Genomic DNA, 23,586 nt, shown 5'->3' with positions numbered 1-23,586 from the left:
TGCAGCACGGTTCTGCGCCTGCTTTAAAAAACCGTTAAGGACAGGCCAAATTCGCAGTGTATGATGGTCGGCCCTTGCGAAGGGGGTTCGTGTCACAGGGCTGTCGTCTGAGGATGGCAGGCTGGCGCAAACCCTGAACTTCAAGTTTCTACACCAGGAGATATCAATGAGCGTACTCGTAGGCAAACAAGCCCCTGACTTCACCGTCCCGGCCGTACTCGGCAATGGCGAGATCGTTGACAGCTTCACCCTGTCCTCGGCCATCAAAGGCAAATACGGCCTGGTGTTCTTCTACCCACTGGACTTCACCTTCGTCTGCCCGTCCGAGCTGATCGCTCTGGACAACCGCATGGCTGACTTCAAGGCCCGCAACGTTGAAGTGATCGCTGTGTCGATCGACTCGCACTTCACTCACAACGCATGGCGCAACACTCCAGTGAACAATGGCGGCATCGGCCAGGTGAAATACACCATGGCTGCCGACATGAAGCACGACATCGCTAAAGCCTACGACGTTGAGTCGGAAGGCGGCGTAGCGTTCCGTGGCGCGTTCCTGATCGACGACAAAGGCGTTGTCCGCTCGCAGATCATCAACGACCTGCCGCTGGGCCGTAACATGGAAGAGCTGATCCGTCTGGTCGACGCTCTGCAATTCCACGAAGAGCACGGCGAAGTTTGCCCTGCCAACTGGAAAAAAGGCGACAAAGGCATGAACGCTTCGCCAGAAGGCGTTGCGGCATACCTGACCGAGAACGCTGCTGCCCTGTAAGGCGCAACGTCGAGGTACAAAAAACCGGCCCAAGTGGCCGGTTTTTTTATGCGCGGGATTACTCAGCGAGGATCAGTCGTCGAAATCTTCCCAGCCGCCCATCTGTTTCCAGCGGTTGACGATGCCGCAGAACAGCTCTGCGGTTTTCTCGGTGTCGTAACGCGCGGAGTGCGCTTCACGGCCGTCGAAGTCGATGTCGGCTGCCTGACAGGCTTTCGCCAGTACGGTTTGACCGTAGGCCAGACCGGCCAGTGTCGCGGTGTCGAAGCTGGAGAACGGGTGGAACGGGTTGCGCTTCATGTCCAGACGCGCGACGGCGGCGTTGAGGAAGCCGAGGTCGAAGCTGCTGTTATGGCCAACCAGAATCGCGCGCTTGCAGCCGTTGGCTTTCAGCGCTTTGCGGATGCCACGGAAGATGTCGGTCAGCGCTGTTTCTTCGCTGACGGCCATGCGCAGTGGGTGATCGAGTTTGATCCCGGTGAACTCCAGCGCCGCCGCTTCGATGTTGGCGCCTTCGAACGGCTCAACGCGGAAGAAGTAGGTGTGATCCGGGTAAACAAAGCCCTTTTCATCCATGGCGATGGTGGTCGCAGCAATTTCCAGCAACGCGTCGGTGGCCGAGTTGAAGCCACCGGTTTCTACGTCGACGACAACCGGCAGGTAGCCGCGAAAGCGTGCTGCCATCGGGTGACGGGAACCGCCGCCGCCACTTTGACCGTCCAGTTCGTCGTCGAAATGGTCTTCACTCACGCGTGTTCCTCCAGCAGGCGCCAGCGCAGTTTTTCACCGGCGCGCAGCGGGATAACGGTCAGCTCGCCGAAGGGCAGGCTGGTCGGGGCGGTCCATTCTTCACGAACCAGGGTGATGCGATCAGTGTTCGCCGGCAGGCCGTAGAAGCGCGGGCCGTTGAGGCTGGCGAAAGCTTCGAGTTTGTCCAGCGCGTTACGCTGTTCGAAGGCTTCGGCGTACATTTCGATGGCGGCGTACGCGGTGTAGCAGCCGGCGCAGCCGCAAGCGGCTTCCTTGGCGTGCTGGGCGTGCGGTGCCGAATCGGTGCCGAGGAAGAACTTCGCGCTGCCACTGGTGGCGGCGTCGAGCAGGGCTTCCTGATGCGTATTGCGCTTGAGAATCGGCAAGCAATAGAAGTGCGGCCGAATCCCGCCCACCAGCATGTGGTTGCGGTTGTAGAGCAGGTGGTGCGCGGTGATGGTCGCGCCAACGTTGGCCGAAGCCTCGTTGACGAACTGCACGGCGTCAGCGGTGGTGATGTGTTCAAACACCACTTTCAGTGTCGGGAAACGCTCGACCACACGGCGCATGTGCTCATCGATGAAGATCTTTTCGCGATCGAACACATCGACGTCGCCACGGGTGACTTCACCGTGGATCAGCAGCGGCATGCCGACTTCGGCCATGGCTTCGATCGCCGGCAGAATCTTGTCGATGCTGGTCACGCCGGAGTCGGAGTTGGTGGTTGCGCCGGCCGGGTACAGCTTGGCGGCGTAGACAAAACCACTGGCCTTGGCTTCACGAATTTCTTCGGGCTGGGTGCGGTCGGTGAGGTACAGCACCATCAGCGGCTCAAAGCGACTGCCGGCCGGGCGGGCAGCGAGAATCCGCTGGCGATAGCCGTCGGCTTCAGCGGCGTTGCGCACCGGAGGTACCAGGTTGGGCATGATGATCGCGCGGCCAAAAGTGCGCGCAACATCGGCAACGGTATTGGTCAACACGGCACCATCGCGAAGATGAATGTGCCAGTCGTCGGGACGCAGCAGGGTCAGGCGGTCGGACATGAGGGGATTCCAGGCGGGTCAAACTGAGGCGAATGCTACCGGAAAAGACTCTTGCAGGCACTCGCTATCAAGTTTTGCGGGAACCTTCCGATATCCCGTAGGTATGCCGTAAACATCGTGTGAATCGGTCTTTGTGTTTCAGAAGCCAATGGAGCCTCCCGTGCGCCAGCGTTATTTAGCCTTGCTCAGTGTGTTTGCCAGCCTCCCCGCGATGGCGCTCACGTACCAGACACGTCTGGAGAACATTGAGTGGACGGTCGCCGGCGACAAGTTCGAATGCCGCCTGACACAGCCAATTACAGATTTCGGCTCGGGTGAGTTCGTGCGCAAGGCTGGCGAGCAGGCGATATTCCGTCTGAACGCCTACAACGCCATGCTGGGCGGCGGTTCGGCGACGTTGCTCGCAGCGGCGGCGCCATGGCAGCCGGGACGCGGCGATATCAATCTAGGCAGCGTCAGAATTGGCAGCGGCAATGTCTTGTTTAACAGTTCGCAGTCCCAGGCCGGTGGTCTGATCAGCGGTCTGCTGGACGGTCGCAGTCCGGTCGTGCGTCGCGCGTCGGGTGATGGTCGGGTCTCGGAAGTGCGCCTGTTGCCAGTCAAATTCAGCAAAGCGTTTAACGACTATCAAACCTGCGTGGCGAAATTGTTGCCGCAGAATTTCGATCAGGTTAAACAGTCGCAAATCGGTTTTCCCGGCGAAGGCACCGATCTCGACGCCGCCGCCAAAGCCAAACTCGCGGTCATGCTGGAGTACATGAAGGCAGATCCGACGGTTAATCACATTGAGCTCGACGGCCACTCGGACAACAGCGGCAACCGTCTGACCAACCGTGAACTTTCGCGCCGCCGGGCGCTGGCCGTGGTCGACTACTTCAAGGCCAATGGCATTCAAGAGTCGCAGATCACCGTGCGTTTCCATGGTGAGCAGTATCCGGTGGTGCCCAACACCAGTGCGGCGAACCGGGCGAAGAACCGCCGGGTCAATGTGCACCTTGCGCGGGTTACGCCAGTCGCGGCTCCGGCGCCGCAAGCGAGTACACCCGCGAGCACTGCAGCAACTTCCTGACCCGCCGGTCATCGTCGCGCTCTCGACAGATTCTGTCGCTTTGTCGTCTTAAGCTGTCGCGCCTCTGTAAATTATCGCGTTTGGGCGGTAGACTCCTCGGCTTTCCGTAGAACCCCGTGGAGTGATGGCATGGCGGACGTAAACAAGGTCGTTCTGGCGTATTCCGGCGGCCTGGACACTTCGGTGATCCTCAAGTGGCTGCAGGATACTTATAACTGTGAAGTGGTGACTTTCACCGCTGATCTCGGTCAAGGCGAAGAGGTCGAGCCGGCCCGCGCCAAGGCTCAGGCCATGGGCGTCAAAGAAATCTACATCGACGATCTGCGCGAAGAATTCGTGCGTGATTTCGTGTTCCCGATGTTCCGCGCCAACACCGTTTACGAAGGTGAGTACCTGCTGGGTACCTCCATCGCACGTCCGCTGATCGCCAAACGTCTGATCGAAATCGCCAACGAAACCGGCGCTGACGCCATTTCCCATGGCGCCACCGGCAAGGGCAACGACCAGGTGCGTTTCGAACTGGGTGCCTACGCACTCAAGCCGGGCGTAAAAGTGATTGCCCCTTGGCGTGAGTGGGATCTGCTGTCCCGCGAGAAGCTGATGGACTACGCCGAGAAGCACGCGATCCCGATCGAGCGTCACGGCAAGAAGAAATCTCCGTACTCGATGGACGCCAACCTGCTGCACATCTCCTATGAAGGCGGCGTGCTGGAAGACACTTGGACCGAGCACGAAGAAGACATGTGGAAATGGACCGTCTCCCCGGAGAACGCTCCTGATAAACCGCAGTATCTGGAACTGACTTACCGTAACGGCGACATCGTTGCGCTGGACGGCGTCGAAATGACCCCGGCCACTGTTCTGGCAACGCTGAACAAGATCGGCGGCGAGCACGGCATCGGTCGTCTCGACATCGTTGAAAACCGTTACGTCGGCATGAAATCCCGTGGCTGCTACGAAACCCCGGGCGGCACCATCATGCTGCGCGCTCACCGCGCCATCGAATCGATCACCCTGGATCGCGAAGTCGCTCACCTCAAAGACGAGTTGATGCCGAAGTACGCCAGCCTGATCTACACCGGTTACTGGTGGAGCCCTGAGCGTCTGATGCTGCAACAGATGATCGACGCGTCGCAGGTCAACGTGAATGGTGTTGTGCGTCTGAAGTTGTACAAAGGCAACGTGATCGTCACTGGCCGCAAGTCCGACGATTCGCTGTTCGATGCCAACATCGCAACCTTCGAAGAAGACGGCGGTGCTTACAACCAGGCCGACGCGGCGGGCTTCATCAAGCTCAACGCGCTGCGCATGCGTATTGCTGCCAACAAGGGCCGCAAGCTGTTCTAAGCCCCTCGGGCCTGGAATGAAAGGGCAGCCTTGTCATCGCGACAAGGCTGCCACTGTTCAAATCCTTCCTGCTTTTTGCGTTATCTGTGTTCTTCACGATATTCGCCCGCCTTTTAATCCCCTCTCAAAATTGTCGTGATCTGCTGGCTGACGTTGTAGGCGATGTAGAGCGTGTTCGCTGTGCCTTTTTTTGTCTGTTTGCCGGGGCTGAGCCTTATTTGCTTGAGTAATGCGTCTGACACCGGATCAGTCAGAAACACCATGAACCTTACCGATAGCCTACTGGTGACTGTCAGACTTGCCTGCAACTGATCGAATTGCGCCTTGCTGTTCATCGGTCGTACATCAATAACCCGCAGCGCGTTCATGGGTTTGGGCAACTGCACGTGATGTTCGATCCACGGCGGCGTCGCCCAATCGCTGGGAGTGGGTGGATCGGGTACGTTGCCGGTACGCTCGGACGTTTTCGAAAGAGGATCGAGTTGATGGTCGCCGGATCTAAGGTCTTCAAACGCTTTCAGAAAGTTATCATCCTTGTCGAAGTCAGACGGCGCGTAAAGCGATCGGTAGTTGAAGTTCAAGGTGATAAAAAACAAAAACAACAAATAAAACGGAAAGCTGATTAAAAACCATATGTAAATTTCACGTTCGTTGTTATCCAGAAAGGGTAGTGATACCGCTGCGGAAGTTTCCGAAATAAACGCGAAGATCGCGATAACCGTCATTGGGTTGGAGATTTTCTTTTTAAAGTTCCGCATGGTGTTGGCTCTATTGATTTTGAGATCGCTGATTTGATTAAGTGTGTGGTTAAAGTTTTGCGGCTTTAATGTTTATATTAAAAATTGCCGTGTGGGTAGAAGTGTCTTGTTTCAGATTTTTTGCAAAGCGAAGTTAGTTGCCGATATTCTCTGAAGCGCGAGAGCAAGCAGCTTTTCAGAGCTGTATCCGCATGCCCAATGGCTTGGGCGGCGGCGTATTTTTCGGGCAGGCAACGGATCTGTATGAAAATTTTGTACTAAAAATATCAGTAGGTTAAGACGCGCCTGAATGAAGTGAAGAATGCACGTACAGCCCATTCGATAGCAGCAAGTGTATTTCTTGTAGGAATAATCCTCATTGGTTGTAGGGAATGTCTTGCGCTGCAAGTGCAAGAGAACTGCGCTGTGCCACGAGTGAATTGACTAGGCTATTGTGCGGGCTCTAAAAATCGAACAGCGAAATTGGACCTGCCCATGAATAAAGTGCTGATCGTGGATGATCACACATTCCGGACCCTAGTTAACAGTTAGTTTTGTTTTTCTTGAGTTGATTCAATAAGTTGCTGGTTTTAACAGTTGTAGGCACTATTTCTTTACTAGATCGACCACGTTAAACTCTCTGTGTTTGCCTTTTAAAGCGGAGTTTTCCGCTATCAAAACTTCGTTAATGGAGGCGAGGCTAGCAACCTTGTTGCGCAGTGTTTTGATCTCTTCTCGAAGTACGCGGTTCTTCTCACGCTCTTTACTAAGATCCTGTTCTTTTAAATCCCGTTGGATGCGGCTGGAGCGCCCCTGAGCTTCGCGGATCGCCTCGGCAATGTTGGGGTAGTGGTTGTGAATCAGCGCGGTAGAAACGCCGGCCTCGCGTGCCACGGCAGCGATGGTGACCTTTGTTTCTCCTGTGTGTGCACGCCCACGCTGAATGCGGGTTAGCGCGAGCTGTAGGTCCCTCTCGCGTGCTTCCGATGGCTTGCGTTTACTAATCATGATGCGTTCGACTCCGGATCGTATCCAAGTTGCTCGAGCACGTCTCGGCAGCGTCCCAGATTGCGCAAAACCCGCTGACGACCACCGTCACTAATGTCGGGGCAATTCAGCAAACCTTTTAAGCTTTCGTAGAGATGTCGGTAGATGGGAGCGTGGCTGGGACCGATGACCGCATTGTTGCAGCCACTGCAGCGCGTTCGTTCCAACGTATTGCCAATACAGCGATTGTCATCGGCAGTGCACCAGGCGTGACCGTTGCTGCGGATTGAGGTGCTCTCGGCTATTGAGTTCACCATTGCGCTATGAGACTTAAAAATGGCGAGGTTAGATGGATCGCGCTGCCAGCGCTTGATCGCATAGCCATAGCCACCTGATAAGGGGGTATCACCTAGCCAATTGCCAACGACGCCTTGCTTAATGCCCTCGAGTTCTGAATGAATATCGTTGTACAGATCGATGTCGAAGTGCTGCCCCCAATCCCGATCAATGGCGTAGCCCAATGACATGTCTATTGTCCAATGGGCGAAGTGCTCACGTAGGTAGCGAAGGTCGCCGAATCGGCTATGTGCTACGTAATTAGCGAACTTCCGGCGGAACTGGTGGGTGGCAAGGGCCCAGTCTAATCCGAGGTCTTTAGCGAATAATTTAAGGTTGGCATCCCATGAAGCGTTTGACAGGGTGCGAACCTGATTGCCCTTGGCTTGGCTTTCCCCGAGAAATAATGAATAGCGGTGCTGCTGCGCTTTAGATATTTCCGGATCGTGAGGATTGAGCTTTCGCCGAACAGTGATCTCGGCAGCAATCGCAGTCTGGTAAGGCTCAGCCCAGCGCTCCATCAGACGCAATGCTCGCACGGCAGCTTCCGGTATCATCCAGTCATGAACCCCGGTGTCGGTTTTTTCGGATATAGAGCGTATCCAGTGGTAGCGCGTACCTTGGTCGTCTCCGGTACGGCGATGCGCACCCGATTGAAGGTTTGCCAGCTCATGGTTGCGGCAACCGGAGGTGCTAGCGAGTACGACATAGCAAGCGGTGCGTAAATCAAGGATCGACTTATTGAAGGCCCTCATTCCGCCCTCGAAATTAAGGTCGGAGAGATAACGGGATTTGGCAATATAGATCGTGTGAGGATGTTGCCCTTTTCTACGAACAGCGATAGCCGCTAGAGCATCACGTAGATCGAGCAGAGCTTTTCCTTGCTGAACTTGCTCGTAAGCCCTTCCGAAAATTGTGCAGAACACGTCATCCGGCATCAGTCGTGTTTTGCTGTATTGGCTACGATACGAAACACTTCCCGTCAGCCCGGCCATTGCCAATGCCGAGGTATCGGGCCAAGGATGCTGTGATATCGGATCGTCGGTGTATTGGCTCAGCTCATATAGCGCCTCAACGATACTGAAACGATCCCAAAGGCCTCCCGACGACAGCGGTTTGCCGTGGCTTCGGCGCGTTTGCCTGTGCGCTCGGCATACTTCTACATAGCTCATGCAGGCGATTGGGGTCACTGCGCCCAAATGTCCAATATTGAGGGTTTCCAAATGTTTTAGGAAAGGGCGCGCGCATACGAAAAATTTGTGTAGGGTGCTGCCTCTCGGCCGCCCCATTCCCGCACGGCCGCGCCGTAGGTAGCGATAGAGAACGGCTTTCATCACCGCCTGGAATTGAACCGGCAAGCGGGTGAAATCCACTCGCCTGCGACTGTCTGACGTATTGCTGGTAAAGCCGTCGAGCTGCCAGATGTTGTCTCCGTATCGGCTTAGGATGACCCACTGCCCCTCAACCTGGATGGCACTCACGATCAGTGAGTCGCGTTCGCTCACCGGTAAACCGCGGACTTCAGCCGGCAATAACTCGGAGCTTGGCCAAGGCTGCGTTGTGGTGTCTTTAGTCATGCAAAAACGTCCAGTACTTCCACAACATCGGCCGACCAAAAAGGATGGGGATCAACGCGCGCGCGCTGACGTGCGGCTTCGACGGCTGCTGGCTTGAAGGCCCCACGTCGCAGCCCTTCCGCCACAATGTAGTCGTCAATCAGTCGAGGAATATGTGCGTATTCTCGGGCCCAGCGGCGCTTGTCCATGCGCGCGCGCTCAGCAAATACGCGGAAATAGAAACTGTATACTTTGTACAAGTCTTCAGTCGTGACCGCATAGTGCTTACAGCGTAGGCAGTTGAGGAACGAAAAGCACACTGCTCCCGCTTGTTTTGGTGCGTACTGTCCGTTCTTCGGGTCACTACAGAGCCCCACCGGAGTGGTGGTGTAGGTTGTACCGATAGTGCGGTTCATGAGTTCCTGCACCAGGATTTCCCCCATGAACTGCCAATTGCGTTTCGCATTTTCGGCGGGCACCAAATAGTGCTGCTCTGCTACCTTTGGGGTATTGCCGAGAGTAATCGCCGTCGTCGCCAAGTCATCGTCCAATAGCTCGAATATACGGTTGGCGAACGTTTTGCGCAGGCGCGAAACGTTAATTCGCATTGGCTGACCGTCGGAATCGAAGAGCTGATGTTCCGCCACAATCATTTTGATTGCTCTCTCCAGAGTGTTATTGGTCATCACCACGACTTGGCCAGCAGTTGGACCAGATGGCGCGCGGTGCAGCCACACGCGCTCCTTTATGTTGCTTGGAGCTTGCACACGCAATGGTTCGGTGATGGCCAGTACCCGGCGAATTAAACGCTCGACATTGGTCTTTACGGTTGGTGTGGACTCCTGCAAACGCTCAATCGGACTGTCTGTACGGATGACTACTTTGCTGGTGTTGTGCCCGCGCCGCTTCCACAAAACTAAGAAGGTCATGTTGTCCTTGGGATGAGCGCGCAGACAATCGCGCTCCATCTCCAACAGCGGTGTGGTATTTCGTCCTGTGTGGAGTGCCACTATCAGGAGCGCGCAAGCTAGCAACCCGCCGGTTACCTTAGCGTCATCACGCCAGATCGGCATGACAGCCTGCTTGATCCCCGCTGCGAACGCCTGTCGCTGATGTCGTGTTAACGGTTTTTCGCCACAAGACTTACGGTTCGAGTTCGGAAATGGGTTGCGTGGAAAGGTGGCCAAGTCACCTGCGGTGATTAAGCAAATTAGCCCCCTCTGGCCAAGCGGGTAAAGAACACTCTTCATATTGTTGTAACGGTTCTTCTGGCTTACCGTGCTTAACTTCAGGCGGCCGAGGTGGCCGAGGAAACCGTCGATTATCGAGCGGTCAATGTCGGCAAGGGTCAGCTCCCGCATGAGGGCGGTTGCACTCAGGACTAAGTAATCAAGGAAGTCTCGCAAACCACCGCGACAATAAGTAGCAATGCTGCTGGCCTCTATCTCTCCATCCTGCCCGGCTAAAAACCGTTCGATTTGGCGCTGGCATGCATAGGTAATCGGATCAATTCCTACTCCGTACCATCTTACGAAGTCAAAGCCTCGGTAAGCTGTGGCATTGCGCCCAAAAGCGACTGTGGTCTTGATGGGCGGCATCCTATCTGGAAGAACCAAGATACGACCTGCTCCGTCGTAAATATGCTCGACCTCTGGGATGTTGAGATCAGACCGATGGAACACCTTGCGCTTACCCATCAAGCAACTCCCAAGTCGTTCAACTCACTGTCATAGGCCAGCACCGCGTCATCGGCGAGCTCGTTAATCAGGTGCAGGTACACCATTGTTGTATGGATCGAGCGATGACCAAGCTGACGCTGCAAGAACACGAGCGGCTCTACGGTGCTGCGGGTGCGCTGAAGTGCCACCAATGTATGTGTGGCATAGGTGTGTCGAAGCATGTGCGGATGTACTTTTATACCTGCTCGTTTGCCTATTTCTCGGACGATTCGCTCTATTCGCTTACCATCATCGGCGAAGGGCGCGCCGAACTGATTTAAGAACAGCGGCTTGTGTTTTGTATCGCTTAATGAAGATCGCTCACCCCGGATCTGCACCGCATAACGACGCAAGTCATCTACGAAGCGCCGACTGATGTAGATATCGCGTGGTTTGCTGCCCTTTGTCAGCATGCCATGGCCATCATTAGGATCCAGCCGAATCCGAATGTTTCGTTCGGGACTATTGGCCTTGTCCGAATCTAAAATGTACGCAAGTGGAAAAGAGGCGATCTCCTCCCGACGCAATCCCGTCTGAAGCCCAAATCGAATAATCATTCGGTGGTGAGGATTTTCCGCCATTGCCAGCAATACTTTGATATCGGCCATGCTCAGGAACTTCGGCAGCGTGCCATGCTGACGCGGCATTATGTCGTTTGCCATGGACTTGCCACCGCTCGCGTCGACGTGAGAAAGAAAGCCAGGCTCGCGCCTAACCGACCGTTCCTCATAACCAAACGGCAGCCTACTCACCCACTCTTGCTTCTGTGCATATTCGTAAAATTTGCACACATAGAGCAGCCGTTGACGGGTAGTTGATCGTGACAGCTTGCACTCCACAAGGCAGTAGTCGCGGTAGGCTGCTACCAAGCTTTTGGCCTCACCACGATCTACGTTCCGCCAGTCAAGGTCATGCGCCAAGAGGAAACTGAAAAAGTCGTACAGCGCCCGGCCAGTGCTTGCCCATGACTTCTTTGAACCAATAACTCCGCGCAGCAGGTAATAGCGAAAGAAAGCATTGGCTGGGACGCAACTCTCCATCGTGTCCCAAAGTAAGATTGGAAAGCCTGGATACCGACGACCAGCAATTTCAAGATCTTCAGTAGCCCACCAAAGCTCCATATCCCCCCCCCCCCCGACTGCCCTTAGCCCGTATTGCCGAACGCATGCGTGCTTAAGATCGTCAAACGCCTATGATTGATTTCTGCTGTTCAAGAATAGGTCAAAGTGATCTCTAGCTAAAAAAAGTACGATCGATTGCCGAGTCTTTCATCTGAATTTCAAAAAATATTCCTTTCTTAGACATTCCTATACCTATAGAGGCCTCAGGCAAAACGCTTGCATAATTGTGTGGGTTTCGCCACCCCTACTCATTTCCCTGCTGAAACCTGGGCGGCGTGAATCGTGCCCTTGCGTATACCACTGAAGATGCAAAGGCCTTAATATTTCGGGAAAAACCACATAAATTATTTTTATACTTATAAACTACGTAATATTCAGGGAGCCTTTCTATAAGGTACGTATCCCTTGCGCAGAAATATTAAGGCACTTTATGTGCCCGACACGCAGATATGGAAAAAATAATGATTAGATGAGAATTCAATGTTTATGCAAATTCTACTCGCTGCCACCATCCAGCAGCAGGGCTCACGCCTCGCGAGCGTAAGACAACAAACTTTATAAATTCGACGCTCCAAGGCCGGCGGGCTGTCCGCTACCCGTTTAGAATGCTAAAGATTAGCAGCATCGTAAGAACAATAAACCGGGAGCATTCGCCGTTGCTTCTTACTGCCTTACTTTCGGCAAGATACGATAATAATTAAAATGCTGTGGCGGCTGCAATGATACCCTTGCCGTACAATTTACATTAGAACACTCGAGTACTCGACCGAACTGCTTGAGTTGATCAAAGGCGTGTTATTGCTTGCCCGTTTGCGCTCGGTATAGCTAGGAGGCTAAGTCTAAGGCCACTTTGTAGGCAGGCTTCTGTTGCTTGATAACACATATAGAGTAGGAATTCCGGTCTATTCATTCATGATCGCATGCGTTAATTAAGAAATTTTTACGACGAAAATAAAGGGCATGACGACATCTTCGCAAGCCCCTTATCAAGGTATGGGATACTAAACTTTTTTATCGCTAATAGTCTTCAAAATCAACTCGACTGGACTTGCAAAGGGGATTTCATCTACCCCTCCAGACTTGGTGGTGCGAAAGAGACTTTCCAAAACCAAACGCCTATCCTCCTCAGATTTTAACTTTCCTTCGTTGAGTAGCGCGAGGTAAGTCTTCGTAAAGGTTATTCGTTCTTCCGCCTCGAGAGCCAAATGCGAATGTGTATTAAACTGTCTGAGAGATATTCTGATCAATATCCCGAGAAGGGTAATCAACAAAGCTGCGCCTGCCAAATCAGCAACCGCCAATGCCAGCTCGGAACGTGATTTTCCCGCCAGGATTTTCTGTTCACCATTGGCACTAGCTGTAGCATGTGCCCCCTCAGAACTCACCTGGCTGAATAGCTCTGGCACCCCAGAAGCACCACCTAGCCCGTAATAAGAAACCACCGATCCAAATGTCAAAACCATACTCAGAACAACAGCCAAAAACCAATAAATTTTATACTTGGAGTGATTAGTCTTCCGAACACTCCAATATTGTACAGAAGCATCTAAATCGACTTGATCATGGTATGCAGATTTAGCCGATGCCAAAGTTGTTTTAACTTCCTCAACTGCATTTTTTGCAGCTAAACGGGATTTCGAAGCGAAATTAATATAGTTCTTTTTGCGCTTATGGTAAGCCGCGGTAATCGAGTTCACAACTCTATCAGCCCGCTCCTCTAAAGAATCAGTCTTATCAGCAATTTCTGTCACATACTGATTTACTGCATCGGTCGCAAGTTCGGCATGTGAAACAAATCTTTCAACTGTTAGGCGCACGACAGATGAGCGCGCATCAGCAACTAGTGCAGAGAATTCCTGCAGTGATAATCCGATTTGAATTGCAACAGACCTTTCAAATACCAACCTGGGATCTTCCGCAAACTCTCTCACCATACCATCACGATACATAGTGCCTCGTGTAAATTTGTTCATGAAAAGAAGCGTCAGAGCAGCGGTAACTGACCCATACTCGTCCTTGGTTTTTAAGATCAAATAACCTTCATCACTATCAAATGAGGTGTATGGCATTTTCTCACTGCCGAGCTTAACTCTCTTTGCACCTGACGCTAGTTCTTCTCGGACGGAGCTAATGCGGTTAAGAAAGTACGCCAAGTAAAGAGCAGTTCCATTCTCTCTATACTGATCGGGAAGTTTATTAAGCCATTTCCAGTTTTGCTCTTGAGCGTATAAATACTCCTCGACCTCAGAGGTTTTAGCATACTCGACCTTGTGGCCATTAACTATTAAAACTACTGGGTTTGGCTGTTGCATCCATGAACTCCCGCTGTTGACAAATCAAAACATCATAGTCCGCTTATACTAATATTGGGACTCATTTGTGAACGCCAGCCGAGATCCACCAAATGACACTTCGGCGGCTAATCCTGCAACTGAAGGCAGCATCTTAGTCTGCCCTTCCTTGAGTTTAGCTGTTAGTAAAACGTTTCCGCTTTTTCGAGGGCTTTGCAATGCTCTGGCCAATGATGGCATTCTGGGCATCACAATGCACTACCCTGGAGAGCTGTGATGGATGACATGGTGAAGCCGTGGATTTTGGAGAAAATCGCCCAAGGTAAAGCGATTCTGTTCCTGGGAGCTGGGGCAGCTTATGGCTCAAAAGGCCTGCAAAATGAGCTTCCTCTATCAGGATTTGGTCTCCGGGATGCGATTTCTGATCAATTTCTTGGAGGCGAGGAAAAACAAAAATCGCTTGTCCAAGTCGCAGACTACGCGAAACACGAGGCAGGCCTCCCAGAGGTGCAACAATTCATTAAGAAGAAGTTCTATCCCTTATACCCCTCTGATTTCCATAAGCTCATTCCAACATTCAGATGGCACTCCATATTTACCACAAACTACGATTTGGTCATTGAGCGAGCTTATGCCAACTCTAGTGCCCGGATGCAAGAATTGGCGCCTATAATTCGCGACGGCGACAATTTTAGCGAAGTAATGAGTGATATAAACTTTCTTCCTTACTTTAAGCTCCATGGCTGCATAAATACAATAAATGATCAAGATCTTCCTCTGATTTTGGCAAGCGAAGAATACGCTAAGCATAAAAAGAATCGAACGCGACTTTTTAGACATCTTTCCGATTTTGGCCGCGAACACCCTATTATTTTTTGCGGTTATCAGCTTAGCGACCCAAACATACAACAGATTATGTTTGACCTATCCGACATGGGAATACATAGGCCCACTTACATGCTTGTTGATCCAGGCCTCGGTAAATATGATATGAAGATGTGGGCTGGACAGCGTGTCGATCCTATAAAAGCTACGTTTGAAGATTTTATCAACTTTTTAAATGTCAAAATTGACAAACAAAAACGGATTTTAGCCAAGCTCGCAATATCCGATTTAAGTCCGATTTTCAAACATCTAAAGCCCCAGGTAGCTTTGTCGGAGCAATTGCAAACTTATCTCAATACTGAGCTCGAGCATGTATATCCAGGCCTATCAGGCGCAGGAGTTAAGCCAATTGACTTTTATCGTGGATTAGACTCGGATTGGGGTGGGATACTTCAAAACTTAGATATAAAACGTAGAGTCAGTGATCAAGTGATTATCGACTCTATCATTGACAATGCTATAGAGGGAGTAAACACGTTCTTAGTTAAGGGCTATGCCGGCAGTGGAAAGAGCACGGTGTTGAAGCGTGTGGCTTGGTATGCCGCCCATGACTTAGGTGCAACTGTCGTAAGACTACGAGAAGGAGCGGTACTAAGACCGACTTTGATCAAAGAGCTTGCACTAAAATGCGAATCGAAGCTGATCTTTATTTTAGATGATGCTATTGCGAGTGCCGATGATTTATCAAAGCTTTATCGCGCCTTCGAGTATGAGCCAGCAAACATTTCTATTCTTACTTCTGCAAGGAATAACGAATGGAATCAGTTTGGTGATGACCTTGACCAATTTGTGACATCAGAGTATGAGCTTTCCACCCTCACAGACTTAGAAATAACCGAGCTAATTGATAAGCTGCAAAAGCACAACTGTCTAGGTAACTTTAAGAACAACAATATCGATGATATAAGAACTCACTTTAACTTAAGTGCGGACCGTCAACTGCTTGTTGCATTGCACGAGGCGACCTCTGGAAAACCTTTTGAAGAAATAGTTCTTCATGAATATTCTCGGGTAGTTCCTGTGGAAGCACAAATCCTCTACATGGATGTGTGTACTCTCAATAGGTTGGACGTGCCTGTAAGGGTAGGACTGATTTCGAGAATATCAGGAATAGGAATAGAGCAATTTAGGAGTAGGTTTTTTGCGCCGCTTGAACATGTTGTTAAAGTATACATGGACTATGAGTCCCGAGATTACGCATTCAAAGCCCGACATTCGCTGATCGCAAAGTTTGTTTTCGAGCATGCTCTGAAGACACCTAATGAAAAAGCTGATCAGATAATCAGAGTGCTGGAGCACCTTAACTTAGAGTATTCCGCCGATAGTGAAGCTTTTTCTCACCTCATTAAAGGCAAGCAGTTGGCTGAGATTTTCGGTGATAAAGCTCTTGCAAATAAAATTTACGATGCGGCCAGCAGGACTGGCGCCAGCATGCATTATATTCTTCATCAAAAAGCTGTCTATGAACTAAATCATGCAGGATGCGATACAAAAGCTGCGTTGAGCATAATTTTAACCGCTGAAAAATCGCTTACCGAAGGTCGAACCGACAGAGCCATTCTGCATACAAAAGCTATGATATATAAAAAGCTTGCTCGCGAATCCCGGGCTATTTTGGAGATTGAGAAATACCGAACTGAGGCACGTATAATTTTCGATAGACTTGTCACAGGCAATAAGGACTCGCGCGCATATAATGGCCTAGCCGAGCTTCAGCTTGATGAGCTTGAAGATCGTATTAATGCAATCAGCGATGATAGCTCTGACGAGCTCACTAATCGGGCTTTCATCGAACTGGTGAAAAAAATCGAGGCTACAATTTATAATGGGCTTCAGAAGTTTCCGAGTGATGAGTATCTTTTAACCCGGCAAGAAAATCTCGCGCTTAAATTGCAAGATAGCGGACGCGCAAAGAAAATTCTTGAGGAGGCGTACAGAAGCAATAATTCTAGTGAGTTTGTTACTATTCGACTCGCTCGACAACGTCTAACAGTTGAAGATTCTGAAGATGCAGAGAAGATCTTGAGGACTGGTTTGGTGCATAACCCGAATAGTAAACCCCTTCATCTTGAACTTGCGAAGCATCTAATAAGCTTCAATGACGATCATAAAAATATAGAAATTGAACACCATCTTAAGCGAAGTTTTTCTCCATCTGATGCGAATTATGATGCTCAATTTTGGTACGCGAGGCATCAGTACCTCCATGGAGACCGCGGAAAATCGAAGGAAACATTCGCATTTCTTAAGAAAGCTCGTATGTCTCCATGGCAAAAGAACGCGCTGCACGGAAAAACTGTCGGCCCTGACGGGCAAGATATAGTTTACCGAGGCACAATTTCACAAGAACATGTCAGCTTTTGCTTCATTAGGTGTGCAGAGTTGAACGACAGCATTTTTGCTCATAGTGCCAAATTTGAAAATTTGCCAAGTGAAGGCTTAAAAACTAATGTCGACGTGAGTTTCAAGCTTTCGTTTTCCATGCGGGGGCCAACTGCTCACTCAGTAACCATAATTTTCTAATTCTGATCGGCAGGCGCTAGACTTCTTTAACCAAGGAAGACTAAGCCTGCCCGTTATGAACAAAGATGCCTGCTCAGAAAAAAGATGTGTACGGGATACGTGCGGGTTTACCAATACGGCTCCTGCCTAGGGCACGACGTAGATTGCCGAGCGGCATCGCGATACTTACACGCATCATCAGAAAGTGTTCTTCACAGGCAATTTGCCGCTAGTGCTTTATGTCGACCATCATCTAGGTTCATGTAGGGAAGAAGTCGATAGGACTGGTATCTGGCCAGCTGTTGACTGTACGAAGGCCTTGCGCGCTACATCCTTCTTCAAACTTACTACTCATCTAGTGATGATGTTGATAAGGAATCTCATTATTCTGCATAAAACTGGCTGCATCTACATCCCCTTCAGTAGGAGGAGTATAGAGTCGGGTGTCGAGATGTTGATAGACTGCTGCGAGCAACCAGTATGGCGCGATCGGCAGATCGCCGGTGCGACACCAACTACAGATATTTGAAGCTCGGTACCCAAGTATTTCATTATTTTCAGCGACTGCTTCTGCTTGCTGAAAACATTAACCTGGAAGACCGCAAAAGCGTTGACTTCTCGCACTCGATTTTTTATGTCTGTCCACGATCTATGGAATGTGGACACTTCAATAATCAAGAAAACGCTTCTGTCAAGTACTAACTGCCGTCGCCCATCCCCGCTCTAGGGGATAAAGTCCTCACGTGTGTAGACTTATGTTTCCATCGACGTGGGGGGCTAACGATTAGATCGAGTGGGTAGAGAGTGCGTCATGAGAGCAGATATGCATCAGGCATCGAACTCCATCCTAGCAACAGGACAAAAGCGCTAGGCAAGCTATAGCTCTACTGGTGTCTTTTAACTCTTTGTTTTAAAGCTGTTTAATTCCTAGCGTTTGATAGGCCCCGAATCACCCCGTCATTCGTCTTGCGGTACGTATGCTGATGGAGCGTCATGGCTACGAAGTGATTGCTGAAACCGATAATGGTGTCGATGCATTGCAACTGGCGCGCGAACAAATGCCGGATATCGTGATTCTGGATATTGGAATTCCAAAACTGGACGGCCTGGAAGTTATTGCGCGCTTGAGTTCGGTGGCCATGCCGATGAAGGTTCTGGTGCTGACTTCACAGGCCCCCGGACACTTCTCCATGCGTTGCATGCAGTCGGGCGCGGCGGGTTATGTGTGTAAACAACAGGATCTGACGGAGTTGCTCAGCGCGATCAAAGCCGTACTCTCCGGTTACAGTTATTTTCCGAATCAAGCGCTGCATACCGTGCGTACAAGTCTTGGCAATGCCAGTGAAGCCGATATGGTCGATCGCCTTTCAGGACGAGAGATGATGGTGTTGCAACAGTTGGCGCGGGGCAAAACCAACAAGGAGATCGCCGACGGCATGTTTTTGAGCAATAAAACGGTCAGTACGTACAAGACCCGTTTATTGCTGAAACTCAATGCCCGCTCACTGGTTGACCTCATCGAGCTGGCGCAACGCAACGGACTGGTCTGAGCATGACCAACGCTGACGTAATCATGGGCGATCGAATTCAGCGACCAGTAGAAAGTAAAAAGCCTCCGTTTCGGGAGGCTTTCAAGTGTCAGTCATCAAAATCGTACTCGGCCAATTGCTTTTGCAGTCGGCGCTCCTCCAGCAGGTTATCGATGGTGCGGCGTTTACTCAGATTGGTCTTGGCGACCTCGACGACCGGTTCGGCATCATCAGCGTCCGCGGCTACAAAATCTTCGTCAGCTTCTTCCAGTTGCTCTTTGCTGGTACTCATAGGTTAACTCCAGGCTAAGAGGGGCCTTTGGCGCTCCTTATATCGACAATCCTGCGGCGGGTAAAAAAGATTTTTTCAATCGACGAATCGATAAACCTAATAGCCAGTCAATCGTCGGACGTTTTGGCTTTGTATTCGCACAAGTCTTCAATCCGACAGCTGCCACAGCGCGGCTTGCGGGCAAGACACACATAGCGTCCGTGAAGAATCAGCCAGTGATGGGAATCGAGCAGGAATTCCTTGGGTACAAATTTCATCAGCTTCTTTTCCACCTCAACCACATTTTTGCCGGGGGCGATGCCGGTGCGGTTGCTGACGCGGAAAATGTGCGTGTCGACGGCCATGGTCAATTGGCGAAACGCGGTGTTGAGCACCACGTTGGCGGTTTTACGGCCAACGCCGGGCAGGGCTTCGAGCTCTTCGCGGGTCTGCGGGACTTCACTGCCATGGAGTTCGACCAGCATGCGGCAGGTCTCGATGACGTTTTTCGCTTTGCTGTTGTAGAGGCCGATGGTCTTGATGTATTCGGACAGGCCTTCGACGCCCAAGGCATGAATGGCGGCGGGCGTATTGGCGATCGGGAACAGTTTCGCCGTGGCCTTGTTGACGCCGACGTCGGTTGACTGCGCCGAAAGAATCACCGCAATCAGCAGTTCGAAGGGCGAGGAGTAGGCCAGTTCTGTCTTCGGCTCGGGATTGTCTTCATGCAGTCGGCGAAAGATCTCAAGACGTTTTGCAGCATTCATGGGCGATGCGTTTCCTTGGAAATAGAGTTCGGGCGCGTCCACCCCTGACGGGCCGCGAGCAGCAGCCCCAATACAATAAAGGCGCCAGGCACCAGGGTTGCCAGATGCAGCCCTTCGCCGAATAAAACAAGACCTGAGCCATGCGCGGACAACCCACGGCCAAGGCTTCCCTGCCCGATGAGTTCACGCAGCGCGGCGAGCACCAGCATCAAACCGCCAAACAATGCGCAAAGCTTGAAGCGCTGCGCCAGCGGTTGGCGGAAGAAGCCGTTGCGCTCGAGCACCACGCACTGCAAGGCGATCAATCCGCCATAAAGGCCGAACGACTGATGCCACGCCAGGAACCAGCGTTGCGCCAACAGATCGGCACAACTGGCCAACGTTGCAGCAAGCAACACACCGGCCAGCAAGGCACTTCCATCTGTCAGGCGCGAACGCAGTGGTGACATGCCCAAAGCATAAATGCCGACCACTGCGACGAACATCAACATCGTGCCCAACGCACCGGCCAAAGAAACGGTGGTGCCCAGCAATAGCACCAGCATCAGCGAGTTGGTCAGGCTCATGGTGCGCTCCCCAGCAATGCGCTTCGATGCTCGTCAAAGTAGCGCAATGCATCGTGGATCGCGTTGATGGCTGCGCGGGAAGTAATGGTCGCCCCAGCCATTTGGTCGAATTGCCCCTGATCTTTTTTCAATGCCCAGCCAGCGTCATTCGGTTCGCCGCGTGATTTGCCGGTGAATAACTGAAGCCAGTGGTTCGGCCAATCGCCAATGGGCCCGCCGAGCGCCGGGGTTTCGTTTTGCTTGAGGGTTTTCACGCCGAGCAATTTGCCGTTGGTATCGATGGCGATCAGCAATTCGATGGCAGCGGCGTAACCCTCGGTCTGATTGCGCAGCAACACTGCAACGGTCTGGCCATTCCTGGTTGCACGGTAACCCGCTGTAAGCGTGCTGTGGCTCAGCCCCGTATCGGTCAGCGGAAGCGGCTGTTCCAGCGGTTGGTTGTCGTAGCTGTCAGTGGGCAGCACGTCGAGCAGTTTGCGGTTGTCGGCCAAAAGTTGTTCGGCAGCAATCTGCGGTGCACTGTTGCGTTGCAGCAGATACGTCGTGCCGATGCCGACCATCGCCAACAGCAATAACGTCAATGCGCTGCCCGTGCGGTTCATGGGCTCACCTGTGGCTGACGGCTAGCGGCAAACCGTTCCAGCGCCGGCACGCAAAGGTTCATCAACAAAACGGCAAACGCGACGCCATCCGGGTAACCGCCCCACGTGCGAATCAGATAGGTCAGAAGGCCGACGCCGACGCCAAACAGCAATCTGGCAAGCGCCGTTCTGGCACCCGAGACCGGCTCGGTGATGATGAAGAACGCACCGAGCATGGTCGCGCCGCTGAGCAGGTGAAATAGCGGCGATCCATGGGAGTCCGATCCCGATCCGTTCCAGCACAGCAGGCTGATCACAAAAAGGCTGGCGAGCATGCCGACCGGCGCGTGCCAGGCGATCACTCGCCGCTGCAGCAAAAACAGCCCGCCGGCGAAAAACGCCAGATTCACCCATTCCACGCCGCGACCGCCGAAACGCCCGAAGGCCGAATCACTGGCGAACAGCTCATCCATGGTCAGGCTTTTGTTGATGCGCAGACTGTCCAGTGCGGTGGCCTGCACCCAGGCATCCGGCGCCTGACCGATGTTGAATACCTGTTGAAAGCTTGTCGTGAGATCCAGGCCATGGGCGGGCCAATGAGTCATCGGCTGCGCAAACATCACCATCGCCAAAACAAAACCGAGCATCGCCGGATTGAACGGATTTTTGCCGACACCGCCGTACAAATGCTTGCCGAACAGCAAACCCGCAGCCACCGCCGTCACCGTCAGCCACCACGGGCAATAGGGCGGCAGGGCGGCAGCGAGCAATGTGGCACTGACAATCGCGCTGCCATCACTTAGCGTCGGCGGTAAGGGTTGACGGCGCAGTCGAGTAACAATCGCCTCGACAATCAAAGCGGTGGTAACAGCCAGAATCAGGTTGATCAACACACCCCATCCGTACAACCAGAACAACGCCAGCAGCCCCGGCAGCAGGGCCAGCAGCACAAGCTTCATCGCTTGTTGCAGGCGCTCGTCCGGTGCCTCAAAGGGCGACATGGTCTTGCACCTGGCGCTCGGCGGTTTGCAGGCGGGCGCGGGCCTTGTCGAGGATGTCGTCGGGCGTGTCGGCGCGGCGTTCGAGTTTGTTGAGGTCGGCGCGGGCGTAGGCCAATTCGGTTTTTAGTTGGCGAAGCTGGCTGTCGATCGGGCGTTTTTCGACGCGCACCAAGTCAGGCACTGGTTGATCGCTTGTGGCTTCGGCGTCGTGCAACGCTTGTTCGGCGTCGCGCAGTGCGTGTTCCAGTGTGGCGATCTGCTCCGGTGATGCTTCGGCGGTTTGCGCTTTTTTCAGCTCGGCGCGGCGCATCGCCAACTGGATTTTCGCGCGTTTCAGGTCGGCATCTTTCGCGGGGGCTGGTGCCGCAACTGCCGGGGCGTTGCTTTCCAGTTGCGCCAAGGCCTGTTCCGCCGCTTCAAATTGTTGCTGGAGCACGATCAATTGCGACTGTTGCTCGAAGGTCGGCGGATGGCCGAAAGCTTTCAGCGATTTGTGCAGTTGCGCGCGGCTCATCGCCACATCGATCTTGGCTTTTTTCAGTGCCGCATCGGCGGTCGCGGTTTTCTGGGCGCGTACGCGCTCCAGCGCAGCCTGCACTGGATCCGACGCGGTCGCCTCAGGCTGAGCAGCACGTTTGGCGCGGGCTTCACGTTCGGCCTGCTTTTGCTGTTCTTCGCGCAGCAATCGGTCATTGCGTCGTTCGAATCGCAGGCGCGCGTGATCGCGTTTGGCGGCGCGCGCGCGTTGTTCTTCAAGACTGAAGGCCAAGCCGCCGACCACCGGCAACGTGCTCAAAGGCAAAGGATGCATTTCGATGCAATCCACCGGGCACGGCGCTACACACAGGTCGCAGCCGGTGCATTCATCGATGATCACCGTGTGCATCAATTTCGCCGCGCCGACGATGGCATCGATCGGGCAGGCCTGAATGCACTTGGTGCAGCCGATGCATTCGGCTTCGCGGATATAGGCGACTTGCGGCGGCGCCGAACCGCGACTGATATCGAGTTCCAGCACCGGCACTTTCAACAGCTCGGCCAACGCTGCGATGGTTTCATCGCCACCGGGCGGGCATTTGTTGATCGGCTCGCCGTCAACGATGCCTTGCGCATAGGGTTTGCATCCGGGATGGCCACACTTGCCGCATTGGGTCTGCGGCAGAAGGGCATCGATGCGTTGAATCAGACTCATGTTTTGATCAGTCCACTGAATCCGAGAAAAATCACTGCGATCAGTCCGGCGCCGATCAAGTCGATCGGCAAGCCGCGAAAGGGCAGGGGAATGTCGTTGTCGGCGGTGCGCTCACGCAAATCGCAGAACAGGCTCAGCACCAGCCAGAAACCCAGCCCGGCGCCGAGGCTCAGCGCTGTCGCGTGGAGCAGGCCTTGATCGTTTTGCGCATTGATCAGCGCCAGTCCGAGTACGCCGGCATTGCCCAACAACAGCGGCCATAATCCGTCGAAAGGCAGATGCGGACGCCAGCGCGCCAACCGTTTCAACAGCGGCGCGATCAGCAAGACGCTTAACGGCAGAAACACGAACAGGCGCAGCGCCTCAAGTTGCAGCGGCACCAGCAGCCAATGCCAGATCGCGTAACCGATGACGCCGACGATCAACATCAGACACAACGTCGCCAGCCCCAGCGCATGCACCTGCCGACGACTTCCCGCCAACAGCGGATCGACGCCCAGCGGCCAGTGCAACACGAAGTTGTTGAGCAGCGCAGCACTGATGAGCGTAAGCACAAGTTCGGTCATGG

General features: G+C 52.9%; 20 protein-coding genes. 5 read left to right on the top strand and 15 right to left on the bottom strand.

The annotated features are described in order from the left end of the window. Window positions 1-166 precede the first annotated feature (166 nt). Window positions 167-769, top strand: a complete 603-nt coding sequence (locus KFS80_RS25220; protein WP_003227723.1) for a peroxiredoxin — start codon at window positions 167-169, stop codon at window positions 767-769. Between the two features lie 72 nt (window positions 770-841). Here the strand turns inward: KFS80_RS25220 and rnt are convergent, their stop codons facing one another. Both rnt and pyrC read right to left on the bottom strand, forming a co-directional pair. Continuing rightward, complete coding sequence (gene rnt / locus KFS80_RS25215; protein ID WP_007916667.1) at window positions 842-1,519, bottom strand: ribonuclease T; 678 nt, start codon at window positions 1,517-1,519, stop codon at window positions 842-844. Beyond that, a complete protein-coding gene (gene pyrC / locus KFS80_RS25210) occupies window positions 1,516-2,562 on the bottom strand; it encodes a dihydroorotase (RefSeq protein WP_008079419.1) in 1,047 nt (348 codons plus the stop codon). The genes rnt and pyrC overlap by 4 nt, the downstream gene beginning before the upstream one ends. A gap of 160 nt (window positions 2,563-2,722) precedes the next feature. Here pyrC and KFS80_RS25205 point away from each other — a divergent pair, with 160 nt between their 5' ends. Beyond that, entirely contained in the window at window positions 2,723-3,631 is a 909-nt protein-coding gene (locus KFS80_RS25205) for a flagellar protein MotY (RefSeq protein WP_159815395.1), read from the top strand. 129 nt (window positions 3,632-3,760) lie between these two features. After that, entirely contained in the window at window positions 3,761-4,978 is a 1,218-nt protein-coding gene (locus KFS80_RS25200) for an argininosuccinate synthase (RefSeq protein ID WP_053123414.1), read from the top strand. Window positions 4,979-5,091: 113 nt separating this feature from the next. Here KFS80_RS25200 and KFS80_RS25195 read toward each other — a convergent pair whose 3' ends face one another. The 6 genes from KFS80_RS25195 to KFS80_RS25170 all read right to left on the bottom strand — a co-directional run bounded on the left by KFS80_RS25195 (window position 5,092) and on the right by KFS80_RS25170 (window position 13,745). Further along, on the bottom strand, window positions 5,092-5,736 hold the full coding sequence (locus KFS80_RS25195; RefSeq protein WP_212546287.1) for a hypothetical protein: 645 nt from the start codon (window positions 5,734-5,736) through the stop codon (window positions 5,092-5,094). A 585-nt stretch (window positions 5,737-6,321) separates the two neighbouring features. Next, window positions 6,322-6,723, bottom strand: coding sequence for a TetR/AcrR family transcriptional regulator (locus KFS80_RS25190; RefSeq protein WP_212546286.1), 402 nt, complete (start codon window positions 6,721-6,723; stop codon window positions 6,322-6,324). Continuing rightward, window positions 6,720-8,615, bottom strand: a complete 1,896-nt coding sequence (locus tag KFS80_RS25185) for a site-specific integrase (RefSeq protein WP_212546285.1) — start codon at window positions 8,613-8,615, stop codon at window positions 6,720-6,722. Before KFS80_RS25185 ends, KFS80_RS25190 begins: the two co-directional genes overlap by 4 nt. Next, window positions 8,612-10,291, bottom strand: coding sequence for a hypothetical protein (locus KFS80_RS25180; protein WP_212546284.1), 1,680 nt, complete (start codon window positions 10,289-10,291; stop codon window positions 8,612-8,614). The genes KFS80_RS25185 and KFS80_RS25180 overlap by 4 nt, the downstream gene beginning before the upstream one ends. Beyond that, complete coding sequence (locus KFS80_RS25175; RefSeq protein WP_212546283.1) at window positions 10,291-11,433, bottom strand: tyrosine-type recombinase/integrase; 1,143 nt, start codon at window positions 11,431-11,433, stop codon at window positions 10,291-10,293. Before KFS80_RS25175 ends, KFS80_RS25180 begins: the two co-directional genes overlap by 1 nt. Window positions 11,434-12,434: 1,001 nt before the next feature. Then, on the bottom strand, window positions 12,435-13,745 hold the full coding sequence (locus KFS80_RS25170; protein WP_212546282.1) for a DUF6161 domain-containing protein: 1,311 nt from the start codon (window positions 13,743-13,745) through the stop codon (window positions 12,435-12,437). Window positions 13,746-14,000: 255 nt separating this feature from the next. On the opposite strand from KFS80_RS25170, the gene KFS80_RS25165 reads away from it, so the two are divergent. Together KFS80_RS25165 and KFS80_RS25160 are read left to right on the top strand one after the other, a co-directional pair. Beyond that, window positions 14,001-17,132 carry an SIR2 family NAD-dependent protein deacylase gene (locus tag KFS80_RS25165; RefSeq protein WP_212546281.1) on the top strand — a complete coding sequence of 1,044 codons (3,132 nt, stop codon included), beginning with the start codon at window positions 14,001-14,003 and terminating at the stop codon, window positions 17,130-17,132. A 938-nt stretch (window positions 17,133-18,070) separates the two neighbouring features. Beyond that, window positions 18,071-18,661, top strand: a complete 591-nt coding sequence (locus KFS80_RS25160; protein ID WP_212546311.1) for a response regulator — start codon at window positions 18,071-18,073, stop codon at window positions 18,659-18,661. A gap of 88 nt (window positions 18,662-18,749) precedes the next feature. Here KFS80_RS25160 and KFS80_RS25155 read toward each other — a convergent pair whose 3' ends face one another. From KFS80_RS25155 to KFS80_RS25125, 7 genes are all read right to left on the bottom strand, one after another. Next, window positions 18,750-18,932 carry a PA3496 family putative envelope integrity protein gene (locus KFS80_RS25155; RefSeq protein ID WP_212546280.1) on the bottom strand — a complete coding sequence of 61 codons (183 nt, stop codon included), beginning with the start codon at window positions 18,930-18,932 and terminating at the stop codon, window positions 18,750-18,752. Window positions 18,933-19,039: 107 nt separating this feature from the next. Continuing rightward, complete coding sequence (nth, locus tag KFS80_RS25150; RefSeq protein ID WP_212546279.1) at window positions 19,040-19,678, bottom strand: endonuclease III; 639 nt, start codon at window positions 19,676-19,678, stop codon at window positions 19,040-19,042. Further along, entirely contained in the window at window positions 19,675-20,244 is a 570-nt protein-coding gene (locus KFS80_RS25145) for an Rnf-Nqr domain containing protein (RefSeq protein WP_212546278.1), read from the bottom strand. Before KFS80_RS25145 ends, nth begins: the two co-directional genes overlap by 4 nt. After that, window positions 20,241-20,846, bottom strand: coding sequence for an RnfABCDGE type electron transport complex subunit G (locus tag KFS80_RS25140; protein WP_212546277.1), 606 nt, complete (start codon window positions 20,844-20,846; stop codon window positions 20,241-20,243). Before KFS80_RS25140 ends, KFS80_RS25145 begins: the two co-directional genes overlap by 4 nt. Continuing rightward, on the bottom strand, window positions 20,843-21,826 hold the full coding sequence (locus KFS80_RS25135; RefSeq protein WP_212546276.1) for an RnfABCDGE type electron transport complex subunit D: 984 nt from the start codon (window positions 21,824-21,826) through the stop codon (window positions 20,843-20,845). Before KFS80_RS25135 ends, KFS80_RS25140 begins: the two co-directional genes overlap by 4 nt. Beyond that, the gene (gene rsxB, locus KFS80_RS25130) at window positions 21,813-23,018 is read right to left on the bottom strand and encodes an electron transport complex subunit RsxB (RefSeq protein WP_212546275.1); all 1,206 of its coding nucleotides are present in this window, start codon (window positions 23,016-23,018) and stop codon (window positions 21,813-21,815) included. The genes KFS80_RS25135 and rsxB overlap by 14 nt, the downstream gene beginning before the upstream one ends. Continuing rightward, window positions 23,015-23,584: an electron transport complex protein RnfA gene (locus KFS80_RS25125; protein ID WP_212546274.1), complete on the bottom strand. Its 570-nt coding sequence runs from the start codon at window positions 23,582-23,584 to the stop codon at window positions 23,015-23,017. Before KFS80_RS25125 ends, rsxB begins: the two co-directional genes overlap by 4 nt. Between the last annotated feature and the right edge of the window lie 2 nt (window positions 23,585-23,586).

The organism is Pseudomonas rustica, from assembly GCF_018336155.1.
Lineage (GTDB): Bacteria > Pseudomonadota > Gammaproteobacteria > Pseudomonadales > Pseudomonadaceae > Aquipseudomonas > Aquipseudomonas rustica.
Note: the sequence above shows the minus strand (reverse complement) of the source record. Positions and strands in the feature narration are given on the sequence as shown.